Source organism: Microbulbifer sp. ALW1 (assembly GCF_009903625.1).
Classification (GTDB): domain Bacteria; phylum Pseudomonadota; class Gammaproteobacteria; order Pseudomonadales; family Cellvibrionaceae; genus Microbulbifer.
In genome coordinates, this window is record NZ_CP047569.1 from 150,426 (window position 1) to 173,525 (window position 23,100).

23 protein-coding genes are annotated in these 23,100 nt (G+C 52.8%); 7 read left to right on the top strand and 16 right to left on the bottom strand.

Going from position 1 to position 23,100, the window contains the following annotated elements:
- Window positions 1-575: 575 nt before the first annotated feature.
- Together GRX76_RS00630 and GRX76_RS00635 are read right to left on the bottom strand one after the other, a co-directional pair.
- On the bottom strand, window positions 576-3,425 hold the full coding sequence (locus GRX76_RS00630; protein WP_160151523.1) for a di-heme oxidoredictase family protein: 2,850 nt from the start codon (window positions 3,423-3,425) through the stop codon (window positions 576-578).
- Window positions 3,426-3,820: 395 nt separating this feature from the next.
- A complete protein-coding gene (locus GRX76_RS00635) occupies window positions 3,821-4,588 on the bottom strand; it encodes an SDR family NAD(P)-dependent oxidoreductase (RefSeq protein WP_160151524.1) in 768 nt (255 codons plus the stop codon).
- A gap of 351 nt (window positions 4,589-4,939) precedes the next feature.
- Between GRX76_RS00635 and GRX76_RS00640 the strand changes: the two genes are divergently transcribed.
- From GRX76_RS00640 to GRX76_RS00670, 7 genes are all read left to right on the top strand, one after another.
- Window positions 4,940-5,959: a LacI family DNA-binding transcriptional regulator gene (locus GRX76_RS00640; protein ID WP_160151525.1), complete on the top strand. Its 1,020-nt coding sequence runs from the start codon at window positions 4,940-4,942 to the stop codon at window positions 5,957-5,959.
- A gap of 261 nt (window positions 5,960-6,220) precedes the next feature.
- Entirely contained in the window at window positions 6,221-7,156 is a 936-nt protein-coding gene (locus tag GRX76_RS00645; RefSeq protein ID WP_160151526.1) for an SMP-30/gluconolactonase/LRE family protein, read from the top strand.
- A gap of 41 nt (window positions 7,157-7,197) precedes the next feature.
- Complete coding sequence (locus GRX76_RS00650; protein ID WP_160151527.1) at window positions 7,198-8,400, top strand: fumarylacetoacetate hydrolase family protein; 1,203 nt, start codon at window positions 7,198-7,200, stop codon at window positions 8,398-8,400.
- 92 nt (window positions 8,401-8,492) lie between these two features.
- The gene (locus GRX76_RS00655) at window positions 8,493-9,929 is read left to right on the top strand and encodes an aldehyde dehydrogenase family protein (RefSeq protein WP_160151528.1); all 1,437 of its coding nucleotides are present in this window, start codon (window positions 8,493-8,495) and stop codon (window positions 9,927-9,929) included.
- A gap of 52 nt (window positions 9,930-9,981) precedes the next feature.
- The gene (locus GRX76_RS00660; RefSeq protein ID WP_160151529.1) at window positions 9,982-10,161 is read left to right on the top strand and encodes a hypothetical protein; all 180 of its coding nucleotides are present in this window, start codon (window positions 9,982-9,984) and stop codon (window positions 10,159-10,161) included.
- A 321-nt stretch (window positions 10,162-10,482) separates the two neighbouring features.
- Window positions 10,483-12,324 carry an IlvD/Edd family dehydratase gene (locus GRX76_RS00665; RefSeq protein ID WP_160151530.1) on the top strand — a complete coding sequence of 614 codons (1,842 nt, stop codon included), beginning with the start codon at window positions 10,483-10,485 and terminating at the stop codon, window positions 12,322-12,324.
- A gap of 82 nt (window positions 12,325-12,406) precedes the next feature.
- The gene (locus GRX76_RS00670; RefSeq protein ID WP_160151531.1) at window positions 12,407-12,976 is read left to right on the top strand and encodes an NADPH-dependent FMN reductase; all 570 of its coding nucleotides are present in this window, start codon (window positions 12,407-12,409) and stop codon (window positions 12,974-12,976) included.
- Window positions 12,977-13,091: 115 nt separating this feature from the next.
- On the opposite strand, the gene GRX76_RS00675 is transcribed toward GRX76_RS00670, so the two are convergent.
- The 14 genes from GRX76_RS00675 to GRX76_RS00740 all read right to left on the bottom strand — a co-directional run bounded on the left by GRX76_RS00675 (window position 13,092) and on the right by GRX76_RS00740 (window position 22,897).
- On the bottom strand, window positions 13,092-13,316 hold the full coding sequence (locus tag GRX76_RS00675; protein WP_236250489.1) for a DUF2061 domain-containing protein: 225 nt from the start codon (window positions 13,314-13,316) through the stop codon (window positions 13,092-13,094).
- A gap of 213 nt (window positions 13,317-13,529) precedes the next feature.
- Window positions 13,530-14,033 (bottom strand): DUF3592 domain-containing protein, encoded by a 504-nt coding sequence (locus GRX76_RS00680; RefSeq protein WP_160151532.1) that lies wholly within the window; start codon window positions 14,031-14,033, stop codon window positions 13,530-13,532.
- Between the two features lie 38 nt (window positions 14,034-14,071).
- Entirely contained in the window at window positions 14,072-14,986 is a 915-nt protein-coding gene (locus GRX76_RS00685; RefSeq protein WP_160151533.1) for a sialate O-acetylesterase, read from the bottom strand.
- A gap of 53 nt (window positions 14,987-15,039) precedes the next feature.
- Window positions 15,040-15,645, bottom strand: coding sequence for an RNA methyltransferase (locus GRX76_RS00690; RefSeq protein WP_160151534.1), 606 nt, complete (start codon window positions 15,643-15,645; stop codon window positions 15,040-15,042).
- A gap of 46 nt (window positions 15,646-15,691) precedes the next feature.
- On the bottom strand, window positions 15,692-16,132 hold the full coding sequence (locus GRX76_RS00695) for a GNAT family N-acetyltransferase (RefSeq protein ID WP_160151535.1): 441 nt from the start codon (window positions 16,130-16,132) through the stop codon (window positions 15,692-15,694).
- Window positions 16,133-16,351: 219 nt separating this feature from the next.
- Complete coding sequence (locus GRX76_RS00700) at window positions 16,352-16,684, bottom strand: excalibur calcium-binding domain-containing protein (protein WP_160151536.1); 333 nt, start codon at window positions 16,682-16,684, stop codon at window positions 16,352-16,354.
- A gap of 91 nt (window positions 16,685-16,775) precedes the next feature.
- On the bottom strand, window positions 16,776-17,276 hold the full coding sequence (locus GRX76_RS00705; protein WP_160151537.1) for a DUF3592 domain-containing protein: 501 nt from the start codon (window positions 17,274-17,276) through the stop codon (window positions 16,776-16,778).
- Between the two features lie 149 nt (window positions 17,277-17,425).
- On the bottom strand, window positions 17,426-17,956 hold the full coding sequence (locus GRX76_RS00710) for a hypothetical protein (protein WP_160151538.1): 531 nt from the start codon (window positions 17,954-17,956) through the stop codon (window positions 17,426-17,428).
- 62 nt (window positions 17,957-18,018) lie between these two features.
- Complete coding sequence (locus GRX76_RS00715) at window positions 18,019-18,807, bottom strand: DUF4349 domain-containing protein (protein ID WP_160151539.1); 789 nt, start codon at window positions 18,805-18,807, stop codon at window positions 18,019-18,021.
- Window positions 18,808-19,349: 542 nt separating this feature from the next.
- On the bottom strand, window positions 19,350-19,766 hold the full coding sequence (locus tag GRX76_RS00720; protein WP_160151540.1) for a hypothetical protein: 417 nt from the start codon (window positions 19,764-19,766) through the stop codon (window positions 19,350-19,352).
- Between the two features lie 115 nt (window positions 19,767-19,881).
- Window positions 19,882-20,511 carry an SMI1/KNR4 family protein gene (locus tag GRX76_RS00725; protein ID WP_160151541.1) on the bottom strand — a complete coding sequence of 210 codons (630 nt, stop codon included), beginning with the start codon at window positions 20,509-20,511 and terminating at the stop codon, window positions 19,882-19,884.
- 616 nt (window positions 20,512-21,127) lie between these two features.
- Entirely contained in the window at window positions 21,128-21,652 is a 525-nt protein-coding gene (locus GRX76_RS00730) for a GNAT family N-acetyltransferase (RefSeq protein WP_160151542.1), read from the bottom strand.
- Window positions 21,653-21,813: 161 nt separating this feature from the next.
- A complete protein-coding gene (locus GRX76_RS00735) occupies window positions 21,814-22,197 on the bottom strand; it encodes a hypothetical protein (RefSeq protein WP_160151543.1) in 384 nt (127 codons plus the stop codon).
- A 100-nt stretch (window positions 22,198-22,297) separates the two neighbouring features.
- On the bottom strand, window positions 22,298-22,897 hold the full coding sequence (locus GRX76_RS00740; RefSeq protein WP_201276876.1) for a triacylglycerol lipase: 600 nt from the start codon (window positions 22,895-22,897) through the stop codon (window positions 22,298-22,300).
- Between the last annotated feature and the right edge of the window lie 203 nt (window positions 22,898-23,100).

Consider the following 23,100-nt stretch of genomic DNA (forward strand, 5'->3'; position numbering starts at 1 on the left):
ATTTACCCGGAAGCTGGCGTTACGTGGAAGGATGCCCGCTCATCGGGTAGAGGTCGCTCGGTCAGGAACCAAACTCGGTGAAAGAATCTATTTGCAAGAACTGCAGAGTGATGTGATGCATAGTCTTCTCCCGCCTGGCTGTTCGCCATCGCTTTATTGTTTTTTTTCGCGCCCGTTTTCGAGCGTCAGAATCAGACTAACCAACAATGTAAACGTTTACAACGGTCTTTTCGGCCCCGGTTTCACGCCGGCTTCCTCCCCCCTCTCGCCAATAGTAATTTGTTGCTCGGACTCCCGGATTTGCCACAGGTAGCATAATTTTGTTGTCATTCGTACGACGATTTACCGCCGTTTGCACCGTGTAAAAAAAACCGGAAATATTTTTTTATCAGAGCACATATTGTGATTTACAGCTCAAATCCGAAGTGACCCGGAGCGTGCAGCGCCGCCGTACAGCTCGTTACACAGCCCTCCAAACAAGCCTTTAAATAAAAAGCGCCCCGGAGCAGTACTCCGGGGCGCTGAATGTAATCAACCATCAGTGGGGGCCGACATAGCCGGTACCCGACGCGGGTTTACAGTGTCTCGATAAAGGCCTTCACCGCAGAGCGCTGGGCGCTACTCAGGTTGTTGTAGGCTCCCCGCGCACTGGCTGCATCACCGCCGTGTCGCTGGATCGCATTTTCCAGGCTGGTCGATGCCCCATCGTGCATGAACAGGAGGGCGCGACCATTTTTCTCCAGCATGCGGATGTTGTGCCCCAGCCCCCAGAGTGGTGGCGTGCGGAAATCGCCATCACCCAGATCCCAGACTTTCATGTCGGTGTAGGGCCGCAGGGTCAGGTTGCGCAGGTGCGTAGGTGCATCACTGCGGGTCTTCTGCACCGGCGTATGGCAACCTGCGCAGCCAACCTGATTGAACAGCACATCGCCCTGCGCCACACCGGGCAAGTCGTAGCTGCCGGGGTTTCGCGCCGGCACCGTCAGCACCTCGGTGTAGGTGGTCAGCAACTCGAGCACGCGCCCGGGAAGCGCGTCCGGATCGACACCGTGGTCTGCCACCAGCGCATTCCGCACCTGATCGGCAACGGTGTTTGCGGAGCCATCCCAGCTGAATCCCGCTTCACGCCCCTCAATCATTTCCAGTAGTTTCACACCATAGGTGGGTGGCGGCAGGCGCGGCCCTTTTGCGGTCTGGATGATTTCAGAGCCGCGGCCGTCCCGGAAGTGGCAGTCACCGCAGCTGCGGCTACCTATTTTCACTTCATCAAAATCGGTCGAGCCCTGCTTGTTGGGATCAATGCCGTGGAACAGATGGTGCCCCAGCAAGAAGTCATCCACCATATCCTCGGAGTGCAGAGTAGTGACCGGCTGGGTAAAGATCGCGTTGTACTCCAGGTGCGAGTAGGTTCCATTGTCCGACAGAATCATGCTGGTTGTGGCTTTACCGGCGGGATTCAATCGAGGGTCACCATAGTTTCCCCAACCCAGGCCTACGGTGTAGTAAGAAAAATCGTTGTAGGTCTGGGCACCGGTATTGCCCGCCACTGCAGAAATTTCAAACTGGATTACCTGGCCATAGGAATATACGCCGCCGAAACCGGGGTTCTGGGTCAGCGCAAAAAACTGCTGGCCATTGGGGCCGCCGGCGGTATTGCGCATGGATTCATTGCGAATAACGTTGCCATCCACATCAAAGCCCACCTGCACATTGCCCGGCGTGTCGTCGATCCAGATGTTGTAGCGATCCAGGTTACGCAGCAGGTCATTATTGTGCTGGGCGTCCAGAATTGCCGCGGTGGTTCCGTCGTGGGAAACCGGATGCCGGAAACGCATCCAGTTGGCAGAGCCATCGGTAAACGCCGGGTAATTGTGCGGATCAACGCGACTGCCTTCAGTGGTAAAGAATCCAGTCCAGATCCACTGGTGCGCCGGGTTATTATTCAGCGAGTGGCTCGGGTGCAGGTAACGGAAAAAGTAATTGTAATTACCACTACAGGGAATAGCGGCACTACCCCCGCTGACGGCGACTTTCTTGAAGGTCGCGTTATCGTCCTCGGAGCAGTGCATCTCCAGGCCGGAATCGCCATTGCCTTTGACGATTTGCGGCCCCCAACGCCAACTCAGCTGGCCGTTTTGGATATCAAAGGCAAAACCGTGGGAGGTGGGTGCCGCGCCATTGATCGGCGTGCGCAGAGCGGCAGGTGCGTTAGCGCGCGGCGGCGGACCGACCTGATGATTGGTCAGGGAATTACTGGTCCAGTCCAGGTGCGCAAAATCCGGATCGCCCGGATTTTCAGGCTCGTCGGGATTACCAGTGCCGGAGCCATCCCAGGTAAACGTGTACTTGGGAAAATCACTGGCAGACATCCCCGGCACTTTCAGCTGGGCGGTGTAAGTCTGGCCGGCAACAAGATTGTTATGCAGCCGCTCCCAGCGACCGTCGACCAGCTCCGCGGTGTAACACTCGGCCTCCAGGTCCTTACAGTTGTAGAAGGTACCGCTCGTAGGCCAACCGGGCTGCGCCTTGAACGAATAAACGGCGGCGTTGCTGCCACTGGCAACCACGGCAAAGTCATCGCCCGCGGGGTTCTCCGGTGCGGAGGCGACCTCCACAAAGCGACTGGCCTGCGCACTGTCGTTGTCGTTGTCGGTGGCAACCACGCGCAAACCGTAACTGCCCGCCTCCAGGTCATTCAAGGTCCAGCTGTAGGGGGTATTACTCACGATACCGGCCGACACTTCACTGCCAGTACCCGGTGCGGAGTAAAACAACTCCAGAAAGCTGACATTGCCGTCGCTGTCGCTGGCCACGGCCGCAACACTCATACTGCCACCGGCGACAAGCTCACCTTGCGGGTCGTTGAGGGAGACATTCGGAGGCAGATTGCCGCCTGCCCCGGAGCTAGAGCCGGAACCGGAACTCGAGCCGCTCGAACTGGAGCTGCTTCCGGAAGAACCTCCCGAACTCGAGGAGGAGCTCGACGAAGAACTGGAGGAACTCGACGAGCTGGAAGAACTCGAGGAACCAGAGGAAGCGAACGAGAAAACCACCGTTTCCATCGGGGAGATATACTGCCCGGTCGCGTTGTCCTGTACTTTCAACTGAATCTGGTATTGATTGCCGTCAACCAGTCCGCTGACCGGTCGCTGCCACTGGCCATTCTGGAGACTGCCGGCAACGCAATTGCTCCCAAGGCAGACATAGTTCCAGCTGCCGGACCAACCCTGGTCGTCAAAGTAAATGACACCATCGCTACTGCTGGTTGCCTGAATACCCGAAGCGGCGTATGACGTTAGTGGCGCACCACACAGCAGTGCTGCTACTGCAACGCTCGCTTTAATTTCACGAGTAAATGGGATTTTTTTTGCACACGCCGATACGCGTGCCGCCGGGCCGCGAGCCCGGGCAAGGATCTTTTTCATCTATCTCTCACCTGCCGTTACTATTATTTTTTTACTGCTTGTATTAATTACTGGCCGGTAAGCGCAAAAAAAACGGCACCCGGGCCAGCCCGGGTACCGCAATCGACGAAACACCATCCTGTGAAAAATTCTGAATTCCGCGCTTCCAGTGTTCACCAGAAGTTTCGGTCAGCTGGCGCAGCGTGTTCGCGGGTTACCGGACTATTGACGCTACGCTCAAATGTAATCGTTTACAACACTGTGGCAGATAAAACCTTGTTTTGCACAGGATGACAACAAGGTCCATAAAATTTTTTCTCGCCTCCCGGCGAATTCACCACTTTTCCATAATTTTTTTGCGGTGCCCATTTTTCAGAAACTCTAAAAAATAAGCAGCATCCGAGATTTCTCCCGCTTCAGTAGGGCCAATTTGCTTTTGAAAAAACGCCACCATCCACCCACAGCGTTTGCCCGGTAACAAAGGACGCGCGCGGGTCTGCCAGGTAAATCACGGCGTTGGCAATATCCGCGGGCACCCCTACCCTGCCGAGAGGAGCAATATCACCCCAGACTTTTTCATAGTCCGGGGCTTCCTCTCGGGTCCGATCAATCAAAATGCCACCGGGAGCTACGCAGTTTACGCGGATGCCATGTGGACCAAGCTCTACTGCTGCAGACTTGGTCAGCATCTCTATACCGCCCTTGGATGCGGCGTAATCCACCAGATTGGGGAAGGCCAGCTTGTTGCAGCCACTGCCGATATTCACAATGCTGCCGTTTACCGCGTTTTCCACCATCATGCGCGCACCTAGCTGGAGATTAAGAAAAGCACCCTTCAGGTTTGTGCGGATTACCCGGTCCCAATCCTCTTCCTGCAATTCCAGTAGCGGCGCCCAGGTCTGGACCCCGGCGTTATTCACGATGAGGTTTGGCGCACAACCAAAATGCTCGCGTACGCGAATATAAAACCCCTGTACTTGTGCCTTGTCACCCACATCACAGGGGGAGAAGAAGCACTGCTTACCCAGCTGCGCACACTCCCATATCAGTGACTGCGCCTGCGCGTCGTCGCGCAGATTATTCACCGCAATATCCCAGCCTTCGGCGGCCAGCTGCAGTGCTATTTCACGGCCTATTCCGGCAGATCCCCCGGTGACCACCGCGAGCTTCTTGTCACTATTCATTGATCCATTTCCACAATCACCAGGAAGATCGCGCCCAAAGCGCGACACGCGAGGCGAACCGCAATGTGAGATCGCCTGGCCTCTCGGGGCACCAACGCCGTGGAACCCTATCGAAGCAAAATGTAAACGTTTACATTTTGGCTTGCAACCGGAACCTCGAAAAATCATGCATCGGCAGAGTGCCTCGGCATTTTCGTTCTGTGAAAGCACAACAGATACCAATTTCACCGTGCAAACGTTACCATTCTGCCTTTGCACGCTGCACGACAACCCCGCAAACGCTCGTCTACACCGCGTTAACCCAAGGCCAGAGCAGCAAAGCGCCAGACAAAACCAACAACAGGTATTCCGGTGTCCATCAAAAAAGTTGCGAAGCTCGCCGGCGTGTCTACCGCCACAGTTTCCCGTTACCTCAACAATCCCGAGCAGGTAAAAGAGCGCACGCGCCTCAAGGTACAGTCGGCCATCGACGAGACCGGCTACGCCCCCAACACCCTCGCGCGCAACTTTCGCCGCGGCCGCACCAGCCTGATCGTTGTCGTGCTGCCGACGGTGGGTGACCCGTTCCTGGAGAATGTGATGCGGGGTATCTGGCAGGTGGCCGACGAACAGGGCTACAGCATCCTGATCCGGGACACCCAGTCCAATTCCCACGGGTTCGATGAATATTCGGATATGGTGTTTTCCAAGCAGGCCGATGGGATTCTGCTGCTTGCGAGTATTTCTCCGTTTGATGAGCCCACCGGTAAACCCAAGGCCAGCAACAAGGCTCACCCGCCCATCGTGCTCGGTCTGGAAAGTGTGACCTCCGAGTTGAACCAGTTTCCCAGCGTGCGTGTGGATAATGTTGCCGCCGCCGCCGACGGCACCCACTACCTGATACAACTGGGGCACCAGCGCATTGGCTTTATTGCGGGCAAACGCAATTCACTGCTGACCCACGACCGCGAAAAGGGCTACCGCAAGGCCATGCGCAAGGCCAAGCTGCCGGTGGCCAACGGCTGGGTTGTTGAAGGGGAACAGACGCTCGATGGTGCCCGCCGCGCCACCCGCCGCCTGCTGTCCCACAAGGAACGCCCCACCGCAATTTTCTGCGCAAACGATGAAATGGCACTGGGTGCAATGCACGAAATCAAATCTGCCTGTTTGAAAGTGCCGGAAGATATTTCCGTAATCGGGTTTGACGATATCCGCTATGCCGAGATTATGGATCCGCCGCTCACCACCATCGCGCAGCCCGCGGAAGAAATTGGCGAGCGCACCATGCGCCGCCTGTGTCAGGCCATTGAAGGTAGCGATGCCGACAATGAAGCGGAAATTGTTCCGCATAAATTAATCGTGCGTAAGTCCACCGCGAACGCGCCGCGCTAGCTTCCCTCTGGCGGTGCTGGATAACCAGCACCGCTACTTTTCCTTACTTGTCCTCACATTTGCCGGCAGCCGGCGCCACAATTCCAAGCGACGCGCCTGTTTCCTCCACGTCGCTTCCACAACGTCCCATCCACAACGCCGCTTCCACAACACAGCCTCTGTAAAACTTCCTCCACCAAACATCGTTGCAAAATGTAAACGTTTACATTAGGCTGAGTTTATTCGATTAATTCAGTCCGCCAGAGCACAGGCACGCCAGTAATGGACAGCAGCAAAAAAATAACAACCGCCAGCAACAGTGTAAAAAACATTGCGCAAGACCGAGTGCACTGCGTATGGGATGCCGGCGCCACCCTGGGTGAAGGCCCCTGCTGGGTCGCGCGTGAACAGGCGATTTACTGGGTTGATATCAATCAGTTTCAATTGCACCGCCTGTGCACTGTCACCGACCAGCGCCGCAGCTGGCATATTGCCGATCAAATCACGGCACTGGCACCACGCAGAAACGGCGGCTTTATTGCCACCCTGCGCGATGGTTTTGCCTTGCTGGAAATTCCACAGCTGGGCGACAGGGTTCATATCAAAAAACTCGGCGGGCCGGAAAAAGACCTCGCCGGTAATCGCTTTAACGACGGCAAGGCAGACAGCAAAGGACGTTTCTGGGCGGGCAGTATGGACGACTCGGAATTGAATCCCACCGGTGCACTCTACCGGCTCGACAGTGATTGCCGTTGGTTGAAGATGGATGACCATTACATCATCACCAATGGACCAGCCTTCAGTCCCGACGGACACACCCTGTATCACACCGATACCCTGGGGAAAGTCATCTACGCGTTTGACCTGACGGCAGACGGACGCATCGGAAACAAGCGGGAATTTTTCCGCTTTGACGGCAGCAGCGGCTTTCCCGATGGCATGACGGTGGACGAAGAAGGCTGCCTGTGGGTGTGTCATTTTGCCGGCTGGGGGATTACCCGCATTTCCCCCAGAGGAAATATCGTCGGTCGTATCGAATTACCGGTGGCCAACGTCACCAGTTGCACATTTGCCGGCGACAAACTGGACACCCTGTATATCACCACGGCGCGCAAAGGGCTCAACCACGAACAACTCGCACAACAACCGCTAGCGGGCGGGCTATTCCGGGTCGAACCGGGTGTTCGGGGAATCGCGCCCGGAATTTTTTCCGGTTGAAAAAACTCGTTGAAAACCAATCATTGCTAGTGACCAGAATCATGAATAAATCACTTTCCATTGACGATCTTTTACCGGCAGACGGTACCCGCGGCACCCTGGTCGGGCGGGCCTGGATCCCGGCCGCTCGCAGCCAGAATAAAGTGGCGGGGCCGAGCCCTATTCTGGTGGCAGAAGACGGCGTCTTTGACCTCAGCGCCATTGCTCCAACCTTTGCCGAACTGGTCAACAGCGGTTTTGACCGCACTCAGCTGGACCCCAGCAAGCTGCGCTACCTGTGCCAGACCGAAGACCTGTTTCACAACAGTCACAGCGATGCGCCGGACAGCGAGCTGCCCCACCTGCTGGCCCCCGTTGATCTACAGGCAATAAAAGCCTGCGGGGTTACGTTTATGTGCAGCATGCTCGAGCGCATTATCGAAGAGCGCGCGGGGGGCGACAGCGCCCGCGCCGCCGGCATTCGCGCGCAGATTTCGTCAATGATCGGTGGCGAACAGCGCGACCTTTCCGATATCAAACCGGGTTCAAAGGAAGCGGATGCGCTGAAAACTGTATTGCAACAGGAAGGCCTGTGGTCGCAGTACCTGGAAGTCGGCATCGGCCCCTACGCGGAAGTCTTCACCAAGTCCCAGGTTCTTTCCGCCGTCGGCAGCGGTCACCAAGTGGGCGTATTGCCTTTCTCCGAATGGAACAACCCCGAGCCGGAAATCGTGTTGCTGGTCAATAATCGTGGCACGGTGATTGGCGCTACCCTGGGCAACGATGTAAACCTGCGGGATATCGAAGGCCGCAGCGCACTGCTGCTGGGCAAGGCCAAGGACAACAACGCCTCCTGCGCAATTGGCCCCCTGGTGCGCCTATTCGACCAGACTTTCACCCTGGACGATGTACGCACTGCCGAAGTCACCCTGAATATCCGCGGCGACGATGGTTTTGCGCTGAACGAGGTCAGCCCAATGACCGCCATCAGTCGCGACATACTCGACCTGGTGGGCCAGACCTTTAACGAAAACCACCAGTATCCCGACGGCATCGCCCTGTTCACCGGCACCCTGTTTGCACCGACCCAGGACCGCGATCACCTAGGGCAGGGATTCACCCACAAGCTCGGCGACACCGTCACCATTGCCACCCCCAAACTGGGAGCACTGGTCAACACAGTGACCCATACCAACAAAGCCCCCCAATGGGAGTTTGGCATTTCCGCGCTGATGAAAAATCTCAGCCAGCGCGGGCTGCTTTAATCATTCATCGCAAGGGTGCAACCAGCCTCGCCGAGACGCGATGGCTTGACCGTACCTTGTCTCGATCCAGGGATTGTTTACAGGACATCACCATGACCATCAAAAAAAATTACATTGCCGGCGAATGGGTGGAGGGCTGCGGCACAAGCCACAATATCAACCCGGCAGATACCAGCGACGTCATCGCCGAATACGCAACCGCCGACGCTGAGCAGACCAAGGCCGCCATCGCGGCTGCCCGCGGCGCCTTCCCAAGCTGGTCGCTCTCTGGCATTCAGCTGCGCAGTGAATTGCTCGACCGTATCGGGCAGCTCATCCTCGAGCGCAAACAGGCGCTCGGTGAACTGCTGGCCCGCGAAGAAGGCAAATCACTACCCGAGGCCATCGGCGAAGTGGGCCGTGCCGGGCAAATTTTCAAATACTTTTCCGGGGAGGTTTTGCAGCTGCGCGGCGAAATCCAGCCCTCGGTGCGCCCCGGCCTGGAAGCGAGCGTCACCCGCGAAGCGCTCGGCGTCATCGGCCTGATCACGCCGTGGAATTTCCCGATCGCCATTCCCGCCTGGAAGATTGCCCCGGCCCTTGCCTACGGCAACTGTGTGGTATTCAAACCCGCCGAACTGGTGCCCGGCAGCGCCCACGCACTGGCAGAGATCATCGCCGAGGCCGGCGTTCCCGCCGGCGTCTTCAACCTGATCATGGGACCCGGCCGCGTAGTTGGTGACACCCTGGTCAATGATGCGCGGGTCGATGGCATCAGCTTTACCGGCTCGGTCAACACCGGGCGCAATATTGCCGCCGCCGCGGTCGGGCGCATGGCCAAAGTGCAGCTGGAAATGGGCGGGAAAAACCCATTGGTAGTCCTCGACGACGCCGATCTCGATACCGCCGTGGAATGCGCCATCAACGGCGCCTTCTTCTCTACCGGGCAACGCTGCACCGCCTCCAGCCGGCTGATCGTCACCGAAGGTATTCACGACCGCTTTATAGAGGCGATGATCGATCGACTGAAGACCCTCAAGGTAGGCAACCCGCTCGATGCCGGCACCCATATCGGCCCGGTGGTGGACGAGCGGCAACTGCGACAGAACCTGGAGTATGTCGAGATCGCGAAGACGGAAGGCGGCAACCTGGTATTCGGCGGCGGCCGGCTGCAGCTGGAAACCGATGGCTTTTTCCAGCAGCCGGCGCTGTTTATCAACACCACCCCCGAAATGCGAATTAACCGTGAGGAAGTCTTCGGGCCGGTAGCCAGCGTGATCCGGGCGCGCGACTACGCCCACGCCCTGGAACTGGCCAACGACACCGAGTTCGGCCTTTCTGCGGGCATCGTTACCCAGTCGCTGAAATACGCCACCCACTTCAAGCGGCATGCGCAGGCCGGCATGGTCATGGTGAATGTGCCCACCGCCGGCGTGGACTATCACGTTCCTTTTGGCGGTCGCAAGGGATCCAGCTACGGCGCGCGGGAACAGGGGAGCTATGCCCGCGAGTTTTACACTACAGTTAAAACAGCATACACATTGGCCTGAATTCCTCAGGCCGCGAGGGATTCGCGCGTATAACGCAGTCGAGGTCAACACCATGAATACGCAGCTACCAGTCAACCCCCAGAGATCCGCCAAGCCAGCGATGCTGGCGGCACAGGAAAAGACCGACCAGCAGACGCAGAACCCGGATGCCAAGACCGGTCGAAGTCGCGGAAATCTGGAGCTGCGTTATCCAAAAGAACTGGAACGCTGTTTTGTGCTCGGAAATAACTGATCACTGATACAGATACCGCCACAGATATTCATAGGTCTTGTGGCGGTCATCCATGACCGGTTTTCGTTGGACTCTTTTAGTGAGCTTTTTAGTTGGACTTTCCCCCGCTCCGGCGGGGATTTTTTCCAGGCGTGATCCGTCACAGTTAAAAGAACGCCCATAAGAGCAGTCGGTCGCTTTAAACTGTTTCAGTATAAGAACAGTCGCTTGATAACCTGCCTGAATATTAAAAACCGCGCTCGGCCGATACCGGCAAAGCGCAGCAGTAATAGCATTAGCAACGAATAACAAAAACAACCGCGAGTAGCGCCCCATACCCCCATGAGCAATACAACTCCCAAATCATCCCGTATCTTCCGCAGCGCGCGCTGGTTCGACGACAAGGCCCATGCGGATCACACTGCCCTCTATCTGGAGCGTTACTTCAACTTCGGCCTCACCCGGGAAGAACTGCAGTCCGGCAAGCCGATTATCGGTATTGCCCAAACCGGCAGCGACCTGACCCCCTGCAATCGCCACCACAAGGAGCTGGCGCAGCGGGTAAAAGACGGCATCCGGGATGCCGGTGGCATCCCCATGGAATTTCCGGTGCACCCGATCTTCGAACAGGGGCGCCGCCCCACCGCCGCGCTGGATCGCAATCTCGCCACCCTGGGGCTGATCGAAATCCTGCACGGCTACCCGGTGGACGCCGTGGTGCTTACCACCGGTTGCGACAAAACCACGCCGGCCACCCTGATGGCCGCCTTGCAGCTGGATATCCCCGCCATCGTCTATTCCGGCGGCCCCATGCTAAATGGCTGGCGGCCCATCAGTTGCGAAGGAGATAGCGACAAACCCGAACCGCAGGCACACGAAGAGCGTGTCGGCTCCGGCACCGCTATCTGGCAAAACCGCGAACGGCTCGCAAAGGGTGAGTTGGACTACGCCGGCTTTATGGATGCCTCGGCAGAATCCGTGCCCAGTGTCGGCCATTGCAACACCATGGGCACGGCGCTTTCCATGAACGCACTGGCGGAAGTACTCGGCATGTCCCTGCCCGGCTGCGCCGCGATTCCGGCCCCCTACAAAGAGCGCGCGCAAATGGGTTACCACACCGGGCGGCGCATCGTGGAAATGGCTTTTGCAGACCTGAAACCGTCGGACATTCTCACCCGGCAGTCCTTCCTCAATGCGGTGGTCGCCTGCAGCGCACTGGGCGGCTCCACCAATGCGGTGGTACACCTGCTGGCGCTGGCCCGAGGGCTGAAAAACGTGGAACTGAGCATGGATGACTGGCAAGACTACGGCGAGAATATTCCCCTGCTGGTCAACTGTATGCCCGCGGGGAAATACCTGGGGGAAGAGTTCTACCGTGCAGGTGGCGTCCCCGCCCTGTTGAATCAGCTGATCGCCGACGGCCTCATCGACGGCGAGCAGAACACCGTCACCGGCCAAAGCCTGGCCCATAACTGCCGCAGCTTCCGCGTGCGCAATCGCGACGTGATTTTCCCGACGGACAAACCGTTAATGGAAAAAGCCGGCTTCGCCATCATGCGCGGCAACTTCTTCGACTCGGCGCTGATGAAGAAGTCCGTCATCAATCCGGCATTCCGCCAAAAATACCTGCAGGACTCCGAGCACCCGAACTGCTTTACCGCCCGCGCCATCGTCTTCGAAGGCCCCGAGGACTACCGCGCGCGCATTGACGACCCAGCCCTGGATATCGACGAGCACTGTATGCTGGTGATCCGCAATGTAGGCCCGGTGGGTTACCCCGGTTCTGCGGAAGTGGTCAACATGCTGCCGCCCAAGCGGCTGGTCAAACAGGGCATCAATTGCCTCCCCACCTTGGGTGATGGTCGCCAGAGCGGTACCTCGGGCAGTCCCTCGATCCTGCATATCTCCCCCGAGGCGGCCACCGGTGGCGGTATTGCCCTGTTGGAGACCGGTGACCGGATTCGCGTAGACCTCGGTAATCACCGGGTCGATGTGTTGCTGTCCGACGAAGCCCTGGCAGAGCGGCAACAGCAACGAAAGGCGCCCGCCTTGGCCAACCAGACGCCCTGGCAGGAAATCTATCGCAAAACCGTGAGCCAGCTGGATACCGGGGCGGTAATGGAGACCGACGAACAGTTTGTGCGGATTCTCGATGCGCACCCGGTCGGGCGCCACTCGCATTAATACAATCAAACCATGACAGACGTGTCCGGCTGCTATCTTTGAGGTTCACTTGGTTCACCAGTAAGCCACGAGGAAAACAGCCGTGACATCAGCGCCCTTCAAAGTTCTCGCCATCTCCGGCAGCCTGCGCAAAAGCTCCTTTAACAGCGCCGCCCTGCAGGTCGCCGCCGACATTGCCGGTGGCACTGCGGAGTTCACTTTCGCCAAGCTGTCCGGCATTCCCCTGTACGACCAGGACCTGCGGGATATGGGCGTGCCGGAAGCGGTGGAAACCCTGCAGCAGCAGATACTGGAAGCGGACGCCATTCTGTTTTCCACCCCTGAGTACAACTACTCGGTTTCCGGGGTACTCAAGAACACCATCGACTGGCTCTCCCGCGTGGACCCGCAGCCGTTTGCGGACAAGCCGGTCGCAGTGATGAGCGCCAGCATGAGCGCCTTCGGCGGTGCCCGCGCCCAGTACGACCTGCGCCGGATTTTGATCTACCTGAACGCCCACTTCGTGAATAAACCGGAAGTGATGATCAGCTTTGCGCACAAGAAATTTGATGAGAGCGGCCAGTTGACCGATGAGGATACGCGGAAGTTTATCGGAGATCTGGTGGAGGCCCTGGCGAAATGGACCCGCCGACTGGCACCCGACGATTTTTGAGGAGGTGCCACGAAAGTGGCGATTGTATATGCCTGTTGGCCACTAGCCGCCCACCGTACGCCGATGTGCAGCTAGCCGGCGAAATCAAGGATATGACTTGTGAGACAGCCACAGGTCACGCAGCGGCGGCATGCATTCCCGCAGTAACCGTTGACTCGGATTTGCTCCGGTTCCACCACTTCTCATGGAAGTAAAACGCCACGGTATTACAGGCAGGTTCCACCAGCGCCAGTGCACTTCCAACCCAGATGTCACCGGTCATCACATAGCCCACCGTAAAGGCGACGGCCATATGTATAGCGGCGAAGCTACAGGTTTTGGTCATGGTTTGCTGTTTCATGGAATCACCCTCTTGCACTGAGCACTGCCCGACAACCGCACAGCTGCTCAAAAACCATCAGAACACCATGTGCATTATTGAGAACGATTATTATTTGCAAAAATTACTTATGCTTCTCGCCCTGATAGAAATGACCAATTGACCAGCGTGAAGCACCCCCGGGCAGTCAGGCCCACTTCAAAAGCCGTGTAGATAACGCGGCAGTTCCACCGCCTAGATTGCCGCTAGCAGGCTACCGAGAGCCGCCAGCAGCTGTGAGTACTGACTCTCATTGAATTGCGCCAGCAAAACCCCTGCCACCAAGGCCCCAACAGGCCAACGGTATGACGCTGCCACCAGATATGACCGCTCAGGCTTATTTGGGTCGTAGAAAACCGGCACCGTTGATCCATCGATAATGGGTAGCAGGTCAGATGTCGAAATCGGGAGCAGATTGACCGAGAATAACTTCGCCCCCACATACTCACGCCCCGCAACGCTGTAGCGATAACGCAACTGCGGGGTGTAGCTAACCGAAGTAATTTTCTTGACCGGGGCATAGTCGCTTCCGGTCAAGACAAAGCCCGTGTCCACCTCCCGGTCTACCCCACTGCGTTCGACTTTTGCCTTAGCCGCAGACCAATTGTTCCTTCGGAACACCAAACCGAAGTAGATGAACGCTGCAGCCGCAAGAAAAAGCCCGGCGCCGTTTACAATGGAGAAATAATTGTCGGTCATGGATCACCTGTAAAAGCGCTATTAAAAACGCATTGGTATCAACCTCTGGCGCACTGGGTTTTAAGAGCGTGCAGCTTCTGCGCAAAGTCACGGCCCAGTGCGATATAGCCCTCAGAGCGGTAGTGCCAGTCATCCCCATCGGCGTACGCAAAATCTTCGGTCGCCGTTGAGAGCGCGGCACACCTGTCGATCTCGGTAAATGCCTTCTGGGCGTTGCGCACCGACTCGGAAAACTGCATCACCGTCTGCGCCTGGCCACGTTTCGAATCGGTAATCCGGCCGATCACAACCGGCAGCGCATTGTTGTGCAGCGCAGCGCGCATCAGCTTTACCTGCAAATTGAGGTTATCCAGATACTGTACTGCCGCTCGTTCATTGTCGAAGGCATCCGCCTCCCCCTGCATCCACAGGATACCCGCGGGGACAAGCGTATCTTCCTCCCCGTCCCCATCAATATCCGCAGTGCCAAGTGCCTGGCTAACCGCATTCAGAAAGTAATCGTACTGGTTCACCTTGGAAACATTCGGGTCCCAGGAGCCAAAGCCGGAGGCCCCATCGACCAATGCACTGCCACCCCAGGCATACTTGATGAGGGCGACATTCTCGTCGGGCGCGAGTTGCTGGATTGTGTGACCGAAGCTCACTTCAGGGCCAAATCTGTCAGAAAAAACGTACTTGCCACTCTGGTAGTCAGAATTCAGACCAAAACCCGGCTGTAGCGCTGTCCAGTGGCCATTGCCACCATCTGTTGCCTCGTCCATCCGCGGCGCACCATTGAAAATACGGACCTTGGAAATGGGGCTTTGCAGTACTTCCGGTAAATCCCGGTTAAATCCGAAGCCCACCATGTTGGACTGGCCACCGAGAAAATACACCTGATAGGTTTTTGCCTGCAGCGGAGAAGCCGCCAGCAGTGACAACAAGAAAAGAAAACGTAGATTGATGATTTTCACTGTATTACTCCAGAAGTGAAACAGAATTGAACCATGCAAAGGCAGCTCCAGGGCTAAGAGTCGCGATTATTTGGTCCGCGGTTGGCTCGCTTGTATCTTTCCTGATACTCACGCCGCTGTTTGGTAATTTCGTAAAGCACGATACCCGTGGTAGTGCCAAGGTTCAGGCTCTCTATCATCCCGAACATGGGAATAGACACACAGAACGCACTGTTCTCCACCGCCAGGTCACTGATACCACGGGATTCATTGCCAAACCACACCGCCAGTTTCGGATGGGTGTAATCCGCCTCGTGCAAGATGAAGTTCTGTTTTCCCTTGACGTGTGGCGAGGTCACAATGGACGTGAACCTGTTTTTGGCCAGATGCTCCAGACAGTGCTCGGTACTGTCGAACCTTTTGACGAAGCTCCACTTGATCGCGGAAACCGAAGTCTTGGTCAGGGACTTCCGCTCTCGCATCTCCTCCCAGTCGTCCGGCAGTGCATTTCTCGGGTCTACGATATAGGTCTTTTCCACACCCAACGCGTTGACGTTACGAATGACGGTGCCAATATTCTTGACATCCATCGGGCATTCGAGAATGGCAATCAGGTTCTTACAGCGATAGGGCTTTATTTCGTCAGCCCTTTTGCGCGCGTCAGATTTTTGGTCATCCATGTTGGTGTCACACTTATTCGATAGCCCCAATAGGGCAATTGCCGGGTTAACTGCGATAGGTATAGAAATACCAGGAACTCTTGCTGGTATTCATGGAATCATAGAGCTTCTGTGCGGCCTCGTTTTCTGGTGCAGTAACCCACTGCAGCCTTACCGCGCCATGCTTTTCTGCGAAGCCCCGGCAATGCTCGATCAACTTCCGCCCTACACCGTTACCGCGGCTCTCCGGCACCGTGTAGAGGTCATTCAATATTGCAACTTTCGAGATGATTGAAGAAGCGAAGGTAAAATACACGGTGGCAAATCCAACTACCCGCCCATCCTTCCAGCACACGAACTGGCTTCCTGTCGAGGGGTTTCTACAGAACTGCAAGAAGAATTCAAAATTCTTCTCATCGCAGATATCCGATACCTCGTAGAACTCCTGATAGGCTCGAATCAGAGGCAAAACCTCTTTCAGATTCTCTTCTGATACTTGTTCAATCACTATCATTCCTTGAGAAATTCAATTTACACCTACCCATTCACCGCCACAAATTGGTAAATAATCCCAGATTCATTTCCTACGGCTACTAATCAAGCGAGAACATCGCAGGTGACGATGTTAAACCCTTCACTGTCAGATCATGCCTCGAAGCACTTTGTCACTTGATGAGACATTCTTTCTGTGTCGGTACGCTACCTATGACTATTAGAGCTGGCGGACTCAGAACCTGGAGTCGTTCTCACAGGGAATTCCATCATTGTCTCCATCCATTTTTGTATCGGGGCAGTTTCTTATAAAGAAAACCGCCTCTTCTCTGGACGTCATTTGGCTACAATGCTGCCGGCCATCACATTTAAACCTTTGATATGAAGCCTGGCTAGATTTCACTGGCTCTTTGGATGGAGAAAGTTTGATAGTTTCCATGCCATCAACAGAATGACCAACACTTTCTACCTCGTAGTCTCCCCAGCGAACGCCATGACCAGCGAATTTATCTTGGTACAGCTTCCAGCCAGCGAAGGCCAGCAGGCCGAAAATTACTATTTTTTTCATTATTAACACTCAAAACTCTAATGGGAGAATAAAAAAACCTTTTATGCTGATACATATCCAAGCATGATTGCCATTGGTATAACCACAAATCCTAAACCAAAAAAATGGCCAGGATGTGATTAATTTTCAACCCGGGACTCACATAAGCTTTTTCAGGAGAACCAGGCATATAGTAGACATGTTTCCCGTGCTTCCCATTATATACTTCCTCTATATATGCATTTGCGTCCGATCTACTATCGTGATTCGGGACATTGAAATGATGATGCAACAAGCGATACTCACGACCAATTACATTATATCCAAGTTCGAAATAAGCCTTATAAAAGACTCTTGCCCCTTCAGTCGAGGATTGAATTTGGATTCCTGAATCCAATACAGAGAACTCAGTCCTCGGCCAATCTTTACTTGCCACAGAAAGAAAAGCATCCCTTCCAGTCGTAGCCAACATGACAAGACCCAAAACGATCAGTAACAGCAGAACCGCATCGATAGCAGCTTCATGCGCTGTTGCCATTGCAACCACTGTGCATGAAAAAAATATACCAAACCAACATACAAAAAATTTGAACTGCCAGGTAATAAATTTCATATTTTCGTTTTAAACATAACACTCATAAAAAGGGCGACCACTACTATGCACATTTTTGTAAAACTGGATGCGTAGCGTCTGCATAAAATTTGTATGGCGCCGAACCCCCGGCGGAGGCCCGAAGGACCGCAGCAAACTCCTTGAACCCGTTATGACCTTCGGACTTCAGTGCCTTTTATATACTTTATATTCAGGAAGTCACTTAATGCCTTTGCTGTGCTACTGGCCATTTGACGCGATGCACTATCGAAGTAACCAACCAAGTATTTCTTAACATTCCCACGAAATGCAACATATACCCACCGCATTTCTCCTGACGCTGCGCGACCACCATACTCATTAATTGAAGAGAGTCTCGAGTAGCCTCCTTCTTGAACACCAATAAAGAGCGCATTCCTCACATTTCCAACTTTCGTTTTTAACAAAGGAAATGGACTAAAGGAAATAAAAATATCACCCCTAAGGTCTTTCACCAAAACTTTATGATTAAAGGAAAAATGAAATAAAATCGTAAAAAACACTATGACCGTGAACACACATAGATATGCATTGATCTCATTTGCCTTAAGAATTGCTGGAACTCCAAAGCAAAGAAAAAACATCACAGACAGTAATTTAAACGCTCCCGTTCGTCGAACTAACAAGATTCCCAACAAAGACTCCTTCAGCAATAAATCCATGGCGAAACAACGCTTTGCGTGCCCTGCGCAGGGCCAAAGGCCCAGATCAACCGTAGCTACTTCTATAGCCTCTTACGCCGAACCCATAATTTTCTTGCTACAAACACAATAATGCTTAGCAAAATTGTCCAAGGGATAAGGTACGCGATAATAGTTATTACGGAAGAGATCCCCTCTGAAAGATTACTTCCAAATTCAGAGATAGACTCCCCAATTGGGCGCCAAAATGATTTTTGAGACCTGGAAAACAGGTTTAAATTTACGACATCCATTTCAACCCGTTGCATCAAATGCGCTTTCTTCCCCAATGAATATTCAAGATCGGACTGCACCTTGGCCAGCTCAGATGCAATTTTTACTAGCGCTTCAACATCTCCATCGGATCGCTCACTTAGCGCCTCCAGCTTATCCCGATAATCACTTAGCATTTCTAATCGCTTTTGATTATCAACAATCGATTCGGCCAGATCTTCAACTTCAGTTGATTTTTCCGTAGTAGATCCCTGATCAGATGCTTTTGTGAGGTAAGGGACAACGCCCTCAGGAACAATCCTCACACGAATCTTTGCATGCACAAAATTACTCGTAGACAAACTGCTATCTAACAGCATGCATTTAAATTCTCTATCATCTACACACCATTCAACTAGCTCGTCGTATCGATCCTTCACCTTATTGACAGGTAAATCAATTGAAATTCTATGTGTATAAGCTAGATATTTATTTTTCTCTTTCTGCTGTTCTCCCATTCTAATATCGGAAAATTCAGCACTGGAGTCATCTTCGCTTGAACTACAACCCGACACTAAAACTGTAACTGCTAATAAAGCGATCAAATATCTAAGATTCATTGGTTACTCTTCTTGAAGTCATATCACCCACCACATGAGGCAAGCCGCCTCATGGACGGACGAAGGCCTGGATTATTGTCCTCGACATTGTTATGACCTAGGCTCAACACTCATGAACGCCACGACAAATACTGCCACCAGGACACACTGTGTGAACCGCCTATAGCGAACACACCAATCAAGCTCACTATCACGCAGTTCCTTCCATTTCTTGCCCGACATGAACTCCGCGTACTTCGTGAGAGCTTTATTTGGACTCGAATCATTTACGATAAAGCTCGTAGATATAGGATATTTTGTAAACGTTCGTGGCTCACCGAGCTCACTATAAATCTGAGGGTAAGCACTCTTGAGGCGGCCTAAAAATTTCCCATGGCAGTAAAACCAGAAAGCAATTAATAATAATCCAAATGACCAGCAAGCGAAAAAGATCATGCCACCTCATATGCCATAATGCTTCAATAGCCGGCAGCGTTGTGACGGAGCCACGCTTTTAGCTGCCCGGGGGCGAAAGCGCGAAGCTGATTGACTTGTTAGAACTTTCAAGGTTGATCCCATGACGTAGCCGACAAAATATACCAGCTGTTTTCTATTTTTCGCAGTATGTAGGTATACATAAAAGCGTCATTACGTGGCCCCATGTATTGCTTAACCTCAAGTTCTACATCTCCCTCTTCGGGCTTTGGCGTGGCTTTGCAAGCCTTAACCATTTCTGCTGTATATACTCGTTTGCCAGTTTTCTCTACATGATGAATTGATATTGGCCCAGGCAGATGAAATTGAAACTCTTTTCCTGGGAGTGGCAACAAGACCTCTTTAATGGTCGGTAAATCGCCAGACCGAAGGCCGCCAATGTAGTGCATAATTGCTTCATCTGGCTCTTGATAATCAAGATCCAAGTTTATTGCTAGCACCGGAAAACTTTCTAGGCATAGTATTAATATCAGCAGGCTCTTCATTGTGGTGTGGCTCTAACGCCGCGCTCGGCCGCTGTAGGTAACTGGCACTTTTTTGCTCCGCAAAAAAAGTAAGAGTTGCCGGAGGTCGGTTGCAGCGCTTTGATATACAGCTCTCTCATTTCCAATCTATGATCTGCGTGTCCATTTTACCCATACGCGAAAAGTATGGTGTTTCTCCGAAGATCTTTCTTCCTTTCTCTAGCTGTGCTCTTACATCAGGAATAAGTGAGATTTCTTCATTTTCAAATATTCGAAACTTCTCTTCCAATTCAACACTTGAAGCATCGAGAAATTCAGATATTGAATCAGAAATACGATTACATCCAACACCTTCACTTAAATCATATAGCGAGCCATAAGTAATAGAACTAGATATACAATTAACTAAAACAAAGTCGCCAGAGCCATCATACAAAATAGGAAAAAACCCTTTAGGCCAATAATCTGGATTTTCATCTCCACCTATCCCAGAAAGCTCACTATATTGATCCCGAGCCTGATTCCAAGACAGAGCATACATTCCCCATGCGAAATCAGGATTATCAACTCCTAGATCATCACATTTTTTGTAGTCATATCCATTGACCATAGAAAAATAGTTTACAAGTTCATCAGTGAGATCAACCTCGTCAAATAGAACCCCCTCTCGTATTGAGTTTGGGTCAACTTGATCTAAGGTATCTGCTGCAGAAGAACCAGATTGCTTGAGTACTTCCAAGTATTTTTCTATAGATTTCTTAAGCATAATTCAATCTTCCATGCCGAATCTCGATTAATGTACTCGTATAACGTCGCCAACAGCGGCCGTAGCGGAGGCTCAAAATACCTGGGAACGGAGGTCCGCTGGTTGGCATTGTTGTGGCTTTACCTCTGCTGAATCCGTCTTGCAACAAGTACTATCAGCGAAAATAAGAAGCAGCAAATTAAAGGCGTAAGCAATAATATACTCGGTCTCCCCCATCCTAATTCGAAGATTCCAACAGGAATAAAAAAAACGATGTAAGCCAAACAGACTGTATCCCAAAAACTGGGCCGGAATGGGCGATTGACAGCTTGAAGCGATAAGGATGCGGCCGTTCTAAACCCCGCAACTAGATACAGCACAAACGAAGCCATCCAAGTCGCGGAGGAAAAGCCGCCATCCCACCATTCGAGAGCGAATATCAATACGAATAGGGAGACGTTAAACCAGCTAACAGGCTCGATTAGTATTTTCATATTTTCCATAACGCCGCCAGCATGGGCAGCTTACCTTGTGCGCGTTTTGCGCGAAAATGGGAGCGTAGCAACCCGCGCAAAATGTGTACAAACTAAGCTGTCCCGCGGAGGGCCGAAGGCCCGTAGCAAACTGCCAGGCCTTGTTACGTGTTGCCGGGGTTGAGGAGCGATGTAAGAACATGATCCTCCCAGGAACCATTTATTTTAAGATACCGCTTGGCCTCACCCTCTTTAGTGAAACCGAGGCTCTTGAGTAACTTAGCCGACCTGTGATTGCTCGGCATGTAGTTTGCCATAACCCGATTTAGGGTTAGCTCTTTAAACGCATAATCTAAAGCTTTTTGGCAGAGGATTTTCATGAAGCCTTTGCCTTCATATTTACACGCTACCGCATAACCCATATTGCATGCCATAAATGGACCTTTCACAATATTTGTGAGAAAACAAATGCCCATAATGTTATCGCAATCTGATTCGGTTAAAACGAAATGTACCGAGCTACTGTCGTGTTTAGTAGAGCTACACTGTTTTAATCGATGCTTCCAAGCCTCTACAGAATGATACCCGCTATCTCTGCGAGGCTCCCAAGCACGCAAATGCTCTTCATTTTCCTTGTAGAATCTTGAAAGCTGAGCCGCATCACCTACGGAAACTATTCTTACTTCCATGCTCGATTCTCCGTAACTTGGACACGTAACGCCGCGCTCAGGGTCAGCTTATTTTTTGCACGTTTTGCGTAAAAACGGGAGCGGAGCGACCTGCACAAAATGTTCAAAAGGTAAGCTGCCCCGCGGAAGGGCGCAGGCCCGGAGAAAATTGCCCGGCCTTTTTATATGCGAACGCCGAACTCTCCCCTCGCTTCACAAGTATGGCGCGCTAGACCTATGGTGAAAACCATCAGCAATGAGTCTACAAACAAAAATAGATCTGGAGAAAACACGCCCGCCACTACATAGAGAGCCAAGGCTGCTAATACGTAGCTCAAAACTCCGACGATCACAGTATGCAGAATCGGCCTCTCCATTCTTACTTTGAATAGAAAATAGTAAACGAAAAAACTTACCATAAATCCAGTCATATAATTTAAGGAATAGTAGATGGGAGAATCAATAATCTCCTCGTCATGCGCCATCCAGAAACCGAAAGGAATACCAGCAATAATCCCTAGCACGATCGAAAAGCATGTGTAAATAGCGATTATTTTTAAATTCACAGAACGCAGCTAAAGTGCACAACACCTTGCTAAGGGGCAAACTGCGCAGCAGTTTGTCCCGCGTAGGCCGTTTACGGCCGGAGGTGAGTTGAGCAATTTGCTATGGATTACTGTCATGCTCGAAACGACCATTTTTTAAATAGTTAACTACCTGATCTATGACTCTATCGTTCTTCATCATAAATGGGTGTGTGACTGGCATTGTAATATGGTCTTTCATCCCTTCTAGCTTCGTACTTTCGATAGAAACCTTTCCATCATCCGTGCTTGGTATAAGAGCCGATAATATCAAGTTGATACTGCGTGTTCCGGCAACGATGCCGACATCAAAATTGGCTTTGCCTAGTGTGTTTGGAATGCTTAGCTCTCCAGTGCCAAGCTGCATGCCTGCATCGCCATTTATAAAGTGAAAGCCAGGAACATCCCTAAGCTTATCGACAACCTCGCTACCTTTATTAGGTGGGCCAAGCATAACCACTCTACCCAAATTTTGGATCGTGTGGTTGCTGAGGTATTGCCGCACGAGAATCCCGCCGAGTGAATGGGTCACAAAGTTTACTGTCGTGCCTTCTGGGCATTTTTCGATAGCAGGAGTGATTGCCAAATCAGCCAGCTGCTCTATTGGATATTCTCGTGAAGAGTAACCTCGGTTTATTGGGATGAAGCCTTCTTTTGAAAGGGATTCTTCCAATTTTTCCATCGAACTAGGTGACCTAGCGAGGCCATGCAAAAGTACCACGCATGAAGCCTGGGAGCTGATGGAAAAGAACAGTGAAAAAGCTAGAAGGGTTGACTTCATGCTAAAGATCCATACGCCGCGCTCAGCCGCGGACAAATTTGGGCGCTTGATGCGCGAAAATGGGAACAGAGCGACCGCGCATAAAGTGCACAACGTTAGCCGTC